Consider the following 13,762-nt stretch of genomic DNA (forward strand, 5'->3'; position numbering starts at 1 on the left):
GGTTCCGCTCGGTCGCTGTGGCCGACCACCGCCACAAGCGCATCGACATAGGATTCAAAACGCGATCCACTGTCCAGACTCGCAACGAGATCCATATCAGCCTTCTCCTGCCGAAGCATGAATCTTCCCCTTATACCTCATTTTGCGATACAAGAATCATACATATACAAAATGTAGATATTTTGTGACTCAGTAAGACTAGTGGCAGATGATTTTTAGTGGAATCGCTCCGCGATACCGCCAAAAATCTGAATCCGCCTTTATATCAATAAAGTAGAGGGCGATGACATTTGGCGTGGTCATGCCCCTTGATGGGGGCGCCTTCTAAGGCTTCTCCCGTTGCCTCCGGTTCTCCGATGGCATGAAAGGAGCCACCGGATATTTTGAACCACCAAGACACCAAGTCACCAAGGCGTCTTTCGGATCCGTCGGCGGCAGCCAATCCGCGCCACAGGCATTCGCCCGACAGCCGATGACGGGACGGGAAAATGCCAGTGGCACACTCCGCCACCTTGGTGACTTGGTGTCTTGGTGGTTCATCAAAAGCCGGAGCGCACAGAAACGATCAAGAGGACGAACTCCATCCGGCCAATCGCCAATTGTCCACAGAACCTAGGGTCTGTAGACCCTACCGGGCCCAAAAATCCTCCTCTTCCCGACATATCCGGGTTGCCGCGCAAGGCGATCGCCCGGATCACGCCCGCCCGGTCAGCCCCTCGCTTCGGGGCTGCCGGATGCCCCCGCTTGCCTCGCCCCTCAATTCCTCTTCACTGCATAGACTTAATGGTTTACTCATATGTCATATTCATATGTACAAACTTCATATTTAACATATTATTTTATGTTAAATATGACCACACCGCTTGGAACCAGGATTGATGAGCACAGCCCAAACCTCTCCCCTCCCCCGGAAAGAATCCCCCGATTCCGCCGAACGCATCCGGGTCGCCGTCGACGTGGGGGGAACCTTCACCGACGTCGTCCTCCTGACCTCCGAGCGCCGATATACGGCGAAGGTTCTGACCACTCCCGCCGCTCCGGAACGGGGCGTCATCGAGGGCGTGGAGGAGATTCTCGCCCAGGCGAGGCTGGCCTGGCGCGACATCGACCTGCTGATTCTCGGCACCACCCTGGCCACCAATGCGCTGATCGAGCGCAAAGGCGCCACGACGGCGCTGGTGACGACGCAGGGCTTTCGCGATCTGGTGGAAATCGGACAGGAAGACCGCTTCGCCCAGTATGACGTCTTCCTCGACAAACCGGCCCCCCTGGTGCCGCGCCGCTGGCGTTACGGTGTCGCCGAAAGGCTGGACGCCGGCGGCAAGGTCATCACCCCGCTCGATGACGATCAGGTGCGCCGTCTCGCCATCACCCTTGCCGACGAAGGCATCGAGAGCGTCGCCATCTGCTTCCTTCACGGCTATGCCAATCCGCTCCATGAGCGTCGCACCCGCGACCTGCTGAAACAGCAGGCCCCCCACCTTTGGATCTCCCTGGCTTCGGACGTTTGTCCGGAAATCCGCGAATATGAACGGCTGTCGACGACCTGCGCCAACGCCTATGTGCAGCCGCTGGTCGCCGGCTATCTCGATCGGCTGAACCGCCGCGCCACCGAACTGGGCCTTCGCAACGAACCGTTCCTGATGACCTCGGGCGGCGCCATCACGACGGTCGAAACGGGAATGGCGGAACCCGTCCGGCTGGTCGAATCCGGCCCGGCCGGCGGCGCCGTCCTTTCCCGGCAGATCGCCCGGCAGATCGGCGCGAAGCGGGCGCTGTCCTTCGACATGGGGGGCACCACCGCCAAAATCTGCTTCATCGACGACTACCAGCCGCAAATCAGCCGCAGTTTCGAGTTCGGACGCGTTCATCGCCATCTGAAGGGATCGGGCCTGCCGATCCGCATTCCCGTCATCGAAATGGTCGAAATCGGGGCCGGCGGCGGCTCCATCGCGCGGGTCAACCATCTCGGCGTCGTCCAGGTCGGCCCCGACAGCGCCGGATCCGCCCCCGGCCCGGCCGCCTATGGACTGGGCGGCGACCGCCCGACCGTGACCGACGCCAATACCGTTCTCGGGATCATCGACCCGGAACGGTTCGCCGCGGGAAAAGTCGCCCTCGACGCGAAGCTCGCCCGAGGCGCCCTGGCCTCCGGCCTGGCCACGCCCACGGGTCTCGACATCGAGGCCAGCGCGCAGGCGGTCGTCGAAATAGTGACCGAAACGATGGCCAATGCCGCCCGCGTCCATGCCACGGAGCTGGGAAAATCGGCCGAGGACTACACATTGATCGCCTTCGGCGGCGCCGCGCCGCTCCATGCCGCCCAACTGGCCCGAAAACTGGGCATCTCGCGGCTTGTCATCCCAAAATCTGCCGGAGTCGGCTCGGCGCTGGGTTTCCTTTGGGCCCCGGTGGCCTATCAGACCGTGCGCAGCCTGCGTCAGCGCCTGGCGGACATCGACCATGCCGCCGTCGAACGGCTTCTGGCCGAGCTGGCCGCCGGGGCCGAGGCGGTGGTCCGGCGCGCGGCCCCCGGCGCGGTTCTGACCCAGCAACGCCTCGTCTATATGCGTTATGCCGGCCAGGGTCACGAAATCGCCGTCGACCTTCCCGTCCGGCCTTTCGACGAGCTGGCGGTGAGCGATCTTCAAACGGCTTTCGAGACGCGATACGGGGAACTGTACGGCCGCAGCCTGCCGCACATCGCCGTCGAGGCGGTCAGTTGGTCCATCCTGGTCGAGGCGGACGAACAGCCGAACCCGGAACCCGACAGCCTCGCGGCGCCGGCGACGAGCCCTTCCCCTGCCGATTCGCGCAGGGTCTTCGTCACCGAGGACTCGGAATGGCGGACATTGCCGGTTTTCGACCGGGCGGCCCTGAAGACGGGCGCCGTGCTGGAGGGGCCCGCCCTGATCGTCGAAGACGAAACCACGACCTACGTCGCCGCCGGCTTCCACGCACGCGTCAGCGAGCTGGGCGCACTGGTCCTGGACAACGGCCGGCCGGCCGAGGCGGCTCAATGAGCGAACGACTGCACAGGGTGGGCCGTTGCCTCAGACGCGTCGTCTTCCAGGCCGTCCCCACCATTCTCGGGATGGTGATCCTGAATTTCCTGTTCCTGCAACTGGTGCCCGGAGACGCCGCCGACGTCCTCGCCGGTGAATCCGGCTCGGCCACGGCGGAAACCATGGCCCAGCTTCGCGGCCGTTTCGGTCTCGACCAGTCGGTGGCCGGCCAGCTCCTGGCCTATCTGGACAATCTCGCTCATTTCAGCCTCGGATATTCACCGCGCTACAACGCGCCCGTCCTCGATCTGATCCTCGCGCGCCTGCCGGGCACGCTGATCCTGATGTTCGGCGCTTTGGGCACGGCTTTCATCGTCGGGCTGATTATCGGCGCGATCATGTCGGCCTGGGCCGGAAAATGGGCCGACAGGGTCCTGTCCGTCGTCGCGCTGCTTTTGTATTCGACACCGGGATTCTGGATCGGCCTCATGGCCATCGTTCTGTTCTCGGTGCACTTGGGATGGTTGCCGGCGGGAAGCGACGCGACGATCGGCGCCCATTTGCATGGCCTGGATTTCCTGTTCGATCGCCTGCGCCACCTGATCCTGCCCACCATCGCCCTGGCGAGCTTCTTCGTGGCGATTTACGCCCGATTGACCCGGGCGGCCATGCTTGAAGTGAACCGTCAGGACTTCGTCCGCACGGCCATGGCCAAGGGACTGCATCCCTGGCGGGTGCAGATCTCCCATATCCTCCGCAACGCCTTGATTCCCATTACGACCGTGGCAGGCATCCACCTCGGCAATCTGTTGGGCGGAGCGGTCGTGGTCGAGACCGTTTTCGGCTGGCCGGGGATGGGCCGGCTGGCGCTGGAAGCGGTCATGGCCCGCGATTTCCATGTTCTGCTGGGCGTCCTGCTGCTGGCCTCGTTCGTCGTCATCATCGCCAATGCCCTGATCGATCTGCTGCATGCCTGGCTCGACCCCCGGATCGAGGTGAGATGAGCATGTCCGTTTCCCCACCCACCCTGTCGCCCGCCCCGTCCATCGCCATGTCGACGGGCGAACCTGAAGCGAATCACCTTTCCAGGCGCCGACTTCCGCGCGCGATCCTGCGCAACCCGACGGCGTTGGCGGGGTTGCTCATCCTGCTGACCTTCGTCGCCCTGGCGGTGTTCGCGGGCGTCCTTTACCCCCAGGATCCGCTGGATATGGTCGGCGCGCCGCTGTTGTGGCCGGGCCAGGATCCCGAGTTCCTCCTGGGAACCGACTCGATGGGCCGCGACGTCGCGGCCGGCCTGGCGCACGGCGCCCGCGCATCGCTTCTGGTCGGAGCGATATCGGCGGTCATCGGCCTGTTCATCGGCACCCTGGTGGGGGCGATCGGTGGATATTTCGGCGGCGTCGTCGACGATCTGCTGGTGCGCCTGACCGAGTTCTTTCAGACCATCCCGACGATGTTGCTGGCCATCGTCATCGTGGCCATCGCCGAACCGTCGATTGGAATGATCTCGCTGGCGATCGGGGTCGGCTCATGGCCGACCATCGCCCGGCTGACCCGCGCCCAGTTCCGCTCCCTGCGCGAGGCTGATTTCGTCATGGCCGCGCGCAGCCTGGGTTATGGCGACGCCCGCATCATCTTCCGCGAAATCCTGCCGAATGCCCTGGCGCCGATCATCGTCACGGCCTCGGTGATGGTGGCGAGCGCCGTCCTGACCGAATCGGCATTGTCCTTCCTCGGCATGGGAGACCCCAATGTGGTGAGCTGGGGCAACATGATCGCCAACGGGCGCGAACTGCTGCGCACCGCCTGGTATCTGACCGCCCTGCCCGGCGGCGCGATCTCGCTGGCGGTCCTTTCCCTGAATCTGGTGGGGGACGGCCTGAACGACGTTCTGAACCCCCGTCAGCGTGGGGAATGAACGGCATGAACGCCATCATGGAGGCCACCAATCTCACCGTCGCCTTTCCCGGCACCGTCGCGGTGCAGGGCGTCACTCTGTCGATCCAAGCCGGTGAAACGCTGGCCTTGGTGGGCGAATCCGGCAGCGGAAAATCGGCGACCGCGCTTGCCCTGATGCGGCTGCTGCCGGCCAGCGCGCGCATCCTGTCGGGGCGGGTGCGGTTCGAGGGAACGGATCTGATGGGCCAACCGGCCGCCGCCCTGCGACGGCTCAGGGGCAAACGCATCTCGATGATCTTTCAGGAGCCGATGACCTCGCTCAATCCGGTCATGTCGATCGGCGGGCAGATTGCCGAAGTCCTCCGCCAACACGAGTCCTTGTCGCGCAAACAGGCCCGCGACCGCGCCGTCGACCTGCTCGCCCTGGTCCGCATCCCCGATCCGGCGCGGCGCTACGACGAATTTCCCCACAACCTCTCCGGCGGCATGCGCCAGCGCGTCATGATCGCCATGGCGGTGGCGTGCAATCCCCGCCTGCTGATCGCCGACGAACCGACCACCGCGCTCGACGTGACGATTCAGGCCCAGATCCTGGAATTGCTCGACGGGTTGCGCAGACAGCTGTCCATGGCGGTGCTGCTGATCACCCACGACCTCGGCGTCGTGGCCCAATGGGCCGACCGGGTGGCGGTGATGTATGCCGGCCGGATCGTCGAGCAGACGACCGCCGCCAGGCTGTTCCAGGGCGGCGGCCCCGCCCATCCCTATACGCGGGGGCTGCTGGTTTCGACGATCGCGCTGGATGCCGGAAAGCATTACCGCCACGCCCGCCTCCATGAAATCCCCGGCACCATCGCCGATGCCGCCGGGGCACCGGGATGCGCGTTCGCTCCGCGCTGCCCCGGGGCGCATTCCGACTGCCTCCATCGTCCGCCGCCGCTCGAAGAAGTCGGGCCGGGCCACCTCGCCGCCTGCTTCGCCCCGCTTTCAAATGGACGGCTTTCCTCCAGCCACGGTGACGACGATGCCCTTGCTCTCGGTTGAATCGCTGCATTCCGGTTATGCCTCCGGCCATGGGATCCTTCGCGCCGTCGACGGGGTCTCCTTTCACATCGACAAAGGCGAGACCCTTGGGCTGGTGGGCGAATCGGGGTGCGGAAAATCGACGCTGGGCAAAGCCCTGCTGAGGCTGGTCCCCTCTTCGCAAGGCACGATCCGGCTCGACGGCACGGACATCACGCGGCTGAGCCGGCGGGCCCTGCGGCCTCACCGCCGCCGCATGCAGATGGTTTTCCAGGATCCTTTCGGATCTCTCAATCCCCGACAGACCGTGCATAGCCTGCTCGATACGGCATTGAAGGTGCACGGATTGGGCGATCGTGACGAACGCCGCCGCCTGGCCGCAGAAATCGTGCAGCGGGTCGGATTGCCCGCGTCGTCCCTGACGCGGTTTCCCCATGAATTCTCGGGCGGCCAGCGCCAGCGGATCGGAATTGCCCGCGCCCTGGTCCTGCAACCCGAACTGATCGTCTGCGACGAACCGGTCTCGGCGCTCGATGTCTCGATTCAGGCGCAAATCCTCAATCTGCTCGTCGATCTCAAGTGCGATCTGGGCCTGTCCTATCTGTTCATCTCGCACGATCTGTCGGTGGTCCGCTATTTCGCCGACCGCGTCCTGGTGATGTATCTGGGGCGCATCGTCGAAAGCGCCGACCATGCCTCGCTGTGGCGCGCCCCCCGGCATCCCTACACGCGGGCCCTGATCGAGGCCGTCCCCTCCACCGCCCCGGAAAGACGCCGCATCGCCGGTGCCATCGCCGGCGATCTCCCGAGCGCCGTCCAGGTGCCGGCGGGATGCCGCTTCCGTTCGCGCTGCCCGCTGGCCGACGAGCGGTGCGCCCATCAGGAACCGGCTTTGCGGCAAGTCGCCGCGGGCCATGCCGTGGCCTGCCATTTCGCCGAGCCCGCGCCCTTTCAAAATATCGAGCCCCAGCCCAGGAAGACCCTATGACCGAAACGACGAAACTCGACGACAGCCTGATTCGCAACCAGGTGATGTGGAACCGCCTTTTATCCGTCGTCGAGGAACAGGCCCAGGTTCTGATGCGGACCGCCTTCGGCACCCCGACCCGGGAAGCCGGAGATTTATCGGCGGGCGTTTTCCTGCCGGATGGACGGATGATCGCCCAGGCGGTCACCGGCACACCCGGCCATGTCAATTCCATGGCCGAGGCGGTCAAACATTTTCTGCGGGCCTTTCCCGCCGAAACCATGCGGGAGGGCGACGTCTTCCTGACCAACGACCCCTGGAAGGCGACCGGCCATCTGTTCGACATGACCATGGTGACGCCGGTTCACCGGCAGGGCAGGCTGACCGCCTTGTTCGCCTCGACCCTGCATGTCGTCGACATCGGCGGCCAGGGCGCCGGTCCGGACAGCCTGGAAATCTATCACGAGGGTCTGTTCATCCCCATCCTGCGTTTCGTCGAGCAAGGAGTGGTGAACGCGACGCTGCTGGCCATGGTGCGGGCCAATGTGCGCGACCCCGAGCAGGTGGAAGGCGATCTGTTCGCCCTGGTCGCCTGCAACGAGGTCGGCGGGCGCCGGCTGCGCTCGATGCTCGGCGAATTCGGCCTGGACGATCTGACGCCCCTGGGCGCCTACATCATCGAGCGGTCGCGCCTGGCGATGCGGCAAGCCCTCAAGGAGTGGCCGCGGGGAACCTATGCCAACGCCATGACGGTCGACGGCTACGACAGCCCGATCGAACTGCGCGCCGCCGTCACCATCGGAGAAGACTCCATCCTCGTCGACTTCGCCGGTACCTCCCCGTCGGTGGCGCGCGGCATCAACGTGCCGAAGTCCTACACCGACGCCTATGCGTCCTTCGGCATCCGATGCCTGATCGGCGCCGACGTTCCCAACAACGCCGGCTCGCTGGATCCCATCCGCGTCGAGGCGCCGGCCGGTTCCATCGTGAACGCCCAATATCCGGCGGCGGTCTCCACCCGCCATGTCATCGGCCAGATGCTGCCCGACGTCATGTTCGGCTGCCTGCGCCAGGCCCGGCCGGACCGGGTGCCGGCCGAAGGGGCCTCGTCGCTGTGGAACATCCACCTGATCGGCGGCGAACCGATCGCCGGCGGACCGAATGGCGCGCTGATCCGGGGGCGACGGTTCAACATCACCAGTTTCTCGACGGGCGGTACCGGCGCCCGTCCCGGCAAGGATGGCCTTTCCACGACGTCCTTTCCAAGCGGCGTTCGCAACGTTTCGGTCGAAATCCTCGAAAGCGTCAGTCCCATCGTCTTCCGACGCAAGGAATACCGGCCGGATTCGGGCGGCGCCGGACAGGTCCGGGGAGGACTGGGACAGGTCATCGAGATCGGACATGCGGATGAGGCGATGCCGATGATCGTCGCCGCGACATTCGACCGCATCGACAATCCGGCACGCGGCGCGCTGGGAGGCGCGGACGGCGCGCCCGGCGGCATCCGCCTGGCCTCGGGCCCTCTCCTGAAGGGCAAGGGCAATCAGGTCATCCCGGCGGGCGACCGGGTGATCATCGAAACGCCGGGGGGCGGCGGACTTGGCGATCCCCGCCGGCGCGATCCCCAAAGCCTGGCGCGAGACCTGGTCAATGGACTGGTCACCCAATCCGCGGCCCGAACCTCCTATGGCGACACCGCCCCCCTCCCGGAAACGGCCCCCATTCTCTGAAGGAAGAGCCATCATGAATTTTCTGACGAGCCTACGCCTGCTGACCCGCATCGGCATTTGCCTGCTGGCGGTCGGTTCGGCCCCCGCCTTCGCCGCGCCGCCGGCCCATGGCGGCAGCCTCACCCTCCTTTCCACCACCGAGCCGACAACTCTGGTTTCACTGGCCACCACGGCCACTCCGGCGCTGACCGTCAGCGCCAAGGTGACCGAAGGCCTGCTCAAATATGATTACGACGTCAATCCGCAGCCCCAGCTCGCCACCGCCTGGACGATCAGCCCCGACGGCAAGACCTATACGTTCACGCTGCGCCAGGGGGTGAAATGGCATGACGGCAAGGACTTCACCGCCGAAGACGTCGCCTATTCGATCGATCTGATCAAGAAGATCCATCCCCGGGGACGCGGCACCTTCGCCAATGTGCTGGCCGTCGATACGCCGGACAAATATACCGCCGTCATCAGACTGTCGAAACCGTCGCCCTATCTGATCAAGGCCTTCGCCGCGACCGAAACGCCGATCGTCGCCAAGCACATCTATGAAGGAACCGATGCGGCCGCCAATCCCAACGGCAATGCCCCCATCGGCACCGGCCCGTTCAAATTCAAGGAATGGGTGCGGGGCAGTCATATCGTCTATGAACGCAACCCCGACTATTGGGACAAGCCCAAGCCCTATCTCGATCAGTTGATCGTGCGCTTCATTCCCGACCCGGCGGCGGCGGCCATCGCCTTCGAGACCGGCGCCATCGACCTGGGCTACAGAACCCCGGTGCCGCTGGCCGATCTGGAACGCCTGCGCAAGCTTCCCTCCCTGCGCTTCGAAACCAAGGGAAACAGCTATTCGTTCAACGTCACCCTGCTTGAATTCAATCTGGACAACGAATATTTCAAGACACTCAAAGTCCGCCAGGCCATCGCGCACGCCATCGACCGCGACACCGTTCTCAAGGTGGTCAACTACGGTTACGGCAAGCCCTCGGCTTCCCCCATCGCTCCCGGACTGAAGGCCTTCCACGATCCGGCGCCGACGCCTTACCCCTTCGACTTGAAAAAAGCCAACCAGTTGCTGGACGAGGCCGGTTATCCCCGCGGCGACAAGGCCGTACGGTTCCACGTGACCCTGGACTACAACCCGATCGCCTCGGATGGCGCGCGACTGGCCGATTTCCTCCGCTCCGCCCTTTCCCGGATCGGCATCGACGTCACCGTCCGGGCGCAAGATCCGTCGAGCTTCATCAAGCGCGTCTACACTGACCGCGATTTCGCCTTCACGACCAACGGCATGAGCAATCTGTTCGACCCCACCGTCGGCGTGCAGCGCCTCTATTGGTCGAAGAACTTCATCAAGGGCGTCCCCTTCTCCAACGGCACCCACTACGCCAACCCCAAGGTCGACCAGTTGCTGGAGGATGCGACGGTGGAAATCGACCCGGCCAAGCGTTTCGCCCAATTCCAGGAGTTCCAGCGCATCGTCGAAGAGGAGATTCCGGCCGTGAACCTCTATCAGCCGGAATTCATCACCATCGCCAATGCCCGCGTTCACGATCACTCGCTCACCGCCGACGGCGTCGAATCCAATCTCGCCGACGCCTATGTCGATCCTTGAGGATGAAATAGCCATGCGATCAACCGGTCTCGACCGCCGTCACTTCCTGATGGGAGCGTCCTCTCTTGGCCTTGCCCTGAGCCTGGCGAGACCGGTGAAAGCGCAACCGTCCGCCAAAACCCGGCTTATCCTGCTGGGGACCAAGGGCGGACCGCGCCCCACTCCGAAAGGCCGGGGAAACCCGGCCCAGGTCATCGTGGTCAACGACGTGCCCTATGTGATCGACTGCGGCAGCGGCGTCGCCGACAAGCTGATCCTGGCGGGAATTCCGCTGCCGTCGCTGCGCCATGTCTTCATTACCCACCATCATTCCGACCACAACGCCGACTATGGAAACCTTCTGCTGCTGGCCTGGGCATCCGGCCTGAAGAGCAGGGTCGACACCTGGGGACCGCCGCCGATCGCCAAAATGACCCGGCTGTTTTTTGAAATGAACCAGTATGACATCGAGGTGCGCATCCCCGACGAGGGCCGCCCGGATCTGCGCAAGCTCGTGGACGTCCATGAATTCGATCGGGCCGGCGTGGTCATGGAAGACGAAAACGTCAGAGTGACGGCCGCGCTGGTCGACCATCCGCCGGTGACCCCGGCATTCGCCTACCGGTTCGACAGCGCCGACCGTTCCATCGTCATTTCCGGCGATACCAATTATTCCGAGGCCCTCATCACCCTGGCCAAGGGAGCCGACGTCCTGGTCCATGAGGCGCTCTACCTTCCGGGACTCGACCGGCTGCTGCCCAAAACGGCGAATGCGGATCGCCTCCGCGAGCATATCGTCGCCGCGCACACCTCCACCGAGGACGTCGGCCGGGTGGCCGCCGCGGCCGGCGTGAAGACCGTGGTCTTGTCCCATCTGGTGCCCGGAGACGATCCGTCGATCAGCGACGACGACTGGACGGCCGGAGTCCGCAAGCACTATGACGGCAAGGTGATCGTCGGCCGTGACCTGATGGAGATTTGACGGCGGGATCAAACGGAAGGCTCGTCCACCCGCCCGGCATCCCGAATGCCCTGTCCCGCCAGGCCGACGACGAGTCCCACCCCCACGACCATCAGGCTGACCGCCAGCGCGGTGAACAGCGGGTTGACGGGCCAGTCGAGGCCGAACCGCCCCACCACGGCGACGACCGTGCTGGCCGCCATCGACAGCACGGCCCAGAAGGCGCTCAACCGGCGCGGCCAGAAAATCGCCAGGGTCATCGGAACGAAGACGCCACCGCCGCGCAAAGCCATCGACATATAGTTCCAGTCCAGCACATAGCTGTTGGCGTTGCTCAACGCGATCAGCGTGGCGAGAATGGTCACGGCGAGAACGGCCAACCGGTTGATCCCCAGGATCCGCCCCTCCCCGGTGACGTGAAACAGGTTGCGGCCAATGTCGTTGGCCAGCATGGTCCCGATGCCCAGGGCCAGACCGGCCACCGAGCCGACGATGGAAAACAGGATGCCGGCGAGGCCGATGCCGCCCAGCCAGGCCGGCAGATGGAGAACCAGATACATCGGCAGCGCCAGGATCGGCTTGATGTCCGGGTGGGTGACATGCATGACCATGCCGATGGCGACGGAGGGCAGTCCAACGGGAATGGTGATAGCGGCGGCGACCAGGGTTCCGACGGCGGCCACCTTCGTATCGGAGGCGGAATAGACCGCCTGGATATAGGTCTGGGTACAGATCATGCCGACGATCAGGGACGCCACATTGCCCAGGCAGTCGGGCAATCCGCGGGCGATCGGGCTGAACCAGGGGAAGGCCGGGAAGAGCGCATCGAAGTCGGGCATGCGGCCAAGCGCCAGGGTGGCGACGGCGCCGGCGGCGAACAGCGTCACCCAAAGAACCCCCATCTTCAGCAGCCCCGAGACCCCCGCCCCCTTCAGCCCGCCGACACAGACGCAAGCGACCACCATCGAGATGATGAGGGCGGCGGCCTGCCAGGACGCCATGCCGAAGACCAGTTCGACCATAGCGATGCCCGACAGCACGCTGGCCACCGCGCTGAACAGGATGCCCAGCGAGGAGATCAGGCTGGTCAACGGCCCGGCGAGACCGCCGTAATGGCGGCCGAGATATTGGGGCAGCGTCTCCAGGCCGCTTTTGCGCAAGGGATAGGCGTAGAAGGCCGCCAGCACGATCAGCCCCAACCCCTCGCCCATGGTGAACCACCAGGCGGACAGGCCGTAGCTATAGGCCATCTGCGCCGTTCCGATGGTGGCCGAACCGCCGATGCAGGTGCCGGAAATACCGCCGGCGATCAGCATGGCGCCGGAAGAGCGTCCACACAGGCTGAACTCCACCGCCGAACGGACCGAGCGGGTCGAATAGACGGTAACGGCGAGGATGACCGCCAGCGTCGCCGCCAGGCTGATCCAATGGCCGATGGTCAAGGAAATCATTTTTGTTTGCGCCGGCCCATTAAGACGGGGGCGCCCCCATCACATAGCGAAAAATGTCTCATCGAAAGGGTCGCATCGCCGTTTAATCGCGTCAAATATCAAAATGTTCATCTTTGATATCTAATATGGATTAAATGACAGCGGACCAAAATTTTAAACCCGGGCAAGCGCGTTCACGCGGTCGCCCGGCGATGGAGAACGACCGATGGACATCCGGCAACTGCGATATCTGGCCGCGGTGAGCGAAGAGCTGAATTTCGGCAAGGCCGCGGGCCGCCTCAACATCGCCCAGTCGGCGTTGAGCCGCCAGATCCTGCTGCTCGAGGAGGAAATCGGCACCCGCCTGCTGGTCCGCCACAAACGCTCGCCGGTGCGTCTGACCGAAGCCGGGGTCCTGTTCATGGCCGCGGCGCGCTCGGCGCTGGAACATTTCGAACGGGCCGAACTGGTCGGGCGCCGCCTGGGCCGGGGCGAATTGGGCAAGGTGAAAATCGGCTATGTCGCCTCGGCCACCTTTTCCGGGCTGCTGCCGGCGTCCACCTTCGCCTTTCGCCGGCAATGGCCGGAGGCGGAGATCGATCTCAAGGAAATGGAAAGCGTCACCCAGGTCAGCGCCCTGTCCGGCGGCGAGATCGATATCGGCTTTTTCCGTCCGCAGCCGTCGCTGCCCGCCGATCTCTCGGTCATTCCGCTCCTCCGGGAACCGGTGATGGTGGCGCTGCGCAAGGACCATCCGCTGGCCCGCTCCGAAAGGCCGATCGCCGCCGCCGATTTGGCCGGCAGCCATTTCGTCGTACCGCAGACGGACGACGAGGTCGGCTTCTCGCGTCACGTCGCCGAGATCGCCCGCCAGGGCGGTTTCACGCCCATCTACGCCTTCCATGTGCGGAATTTCATCGCGGTTCTGAGCCTGGTGGCCGCCGGCCTCGGCATCGCGGCCGTACCGGCATCGCTCGGCTGCCTGCAACCGGCCGACGTCGTCTACCGGCCCCTGGCCGACTGCGCCGTGTTCGCCGAACTGACCGCCGCCTTCCGGCGCGACGAGCAGTCATCGGCGGTGCGGAATTTCATCGAAGTGATCACCCGGCACAGCCTTATGCCATAAGTAGCATAAACTTGATTAAAAAATCACCTGAGT

The 13,762-nt window shown here is 64.5% G+C and carries 10 protein-coding genes; 9 read left to right on the forward strand and 1 reads right to left on the reverse strand.

Annotation, left to right across the window (positions count from 1 at the left end; genetic code table 11):
• Positions 1-878: 878 nt before the first annotated feature.
• Genes CWS72_RS23005 through CWS72_RS23040 form a run of 8 tightly spaced genes read left to right on the forward strand, consistent with a single transcriptional unit; the run spans position 879 to position 11,194 of the window.
• A complete protein-coding gene (locus CWS72_RS23005; protein ID WP_101253001.1) occupies positions 879-3,023 on the forward strand; it encodes a hydantoinase/oxoprolinase family protein in 2,145 nt (714 codons plus the stop codon).
• A complete protein-coding gene (locus CWS72_RS23010; protein WP_101253002.1) occupies positions 3,020-4,009 on the forward strand; it encodes an ABC transporter permease in 990 nt (329 codons plus the stop codon). The genes CWS72_RS23005 and CWS72_RS23010 overlap by 4 nt, the downstream gene beginning before the upstream one ends.
• 2 nt (positions 4,010-4,011) lie before the next feature.
• The gene (locus CWS72_RS23015; RefSeq protein ID WP_241911864.1) at positions 4,012-4,926 is read left to right on the forward strand and encodes an ABC transporter permease; all 915 of its coding nucleotides are present in this window, start codon (positions 4,012-4,014) and stop codon (positions 4,924-4,926) included.
• 5 nt (positions 4,927-4,931) lie between these two features.
• Entirely contained in the window at positions 4,932-5,951 is a 1,020-nt protein-coding gene (locus tag CWS72_RS23020; protein WP_101253043.1) for an ABC transporter ATP-binding protein, read from the forward strand.
• Positions 5,932-6,918: an ABC transporter ATP-binding protein gene (locus CWS72_RS23025; RefSeq protein ID WP_101253004.1), complete on the forward strand. Its 987-nt coding sequence runs from the start codon at positions 5,932-5,934 to the stop codon at positions 6,916-6,918. The genes CWS72_RS23020 and CWS72_RS23025 overlap by 20 nt, the downstream gene beginning before the upstream one ends.
• Entirely contained in the window at positions 6,915-8,627 is a 1,713-nt protein-coding gene (locus tag CWS72_RS23030; RefSeq protein WP_199175904.1) for a hydantoinase B/oxoprolinase family protein, read from the forward strand. The genes CWS72_RS23025 and CWS72_RS23030 overlap by 4 nt, the downstream gene beginning before the upstream one ends.
• 13 nt (positions 8,628-8,640) lie before the next feature.
• The gene (locus CWS72_RS23035) at positions 8,641-10,233 is read left to right on the forward strand and encodes an ABC transporter substrate-binding protein (protein WP_101253005.1); all 1,593 of its coding nucleotides are present in this window, start codon (positions 8,641-8,643) and stop codon (positions 10,231-10,233) included.
• Positions 10,234-10,246: 13 nt separating this feature from the next.
• Complete coding sequence (locus tag CWS72_RS23040) at positions 10,247-11,194, forward strand: MBL fold metallo-hydrolase (RefSeq protein WP_101253045.1); 948 nt, start codon at positions 10,247-10,249, stop codon at positions 11,192-11,194.
• 8 nt (positions 11,195-11,202) lie between these two features.
• On the opposite strand, the gene CWS72_RS23045 is transcribed toward CWS72_RS23040, so the two are convergent.
• Entirely contained in the window at positions 11,203-12,624 is a 1,422-nt protein-coding gene (locus tag CWS72_RS23045) for a sodium:solute symporter family protein (RefSeq protein ID WP_101253006.1), read from the reverse strand.
• A 205-nt stretch (positions 12,625-12,829) separates the two neighbouring features.
• Here CWS72_RS23045 and CWS72_RS23050 point away from each other — a divergent pair, with 205 nt between their 5' ends.
• Positions 12,830-13,729, forward strand: coding sequence for a LysR family transcriptional regulator (locus CWS72_RS23050; protein ID WP_101253007.1), 900 nt, complete (start codon positions 12,830-12,832; stop codon positions 13,727-13,729).
• Positions 13,730-13,762: the final 33 nt, after the last annotated feature.

Origin of the sequence: Telmatospirillum siberiense (genome assembly GCF_002845745.1) — a bacterium.
GTDB classification, from domain to species: Bacteria; Pseudomonadota; Alphaproteobacteria; order Rhodospirillales; family Magnetospirillaceae; genus Telmatospirillum; species Telmatospirillum siberiense.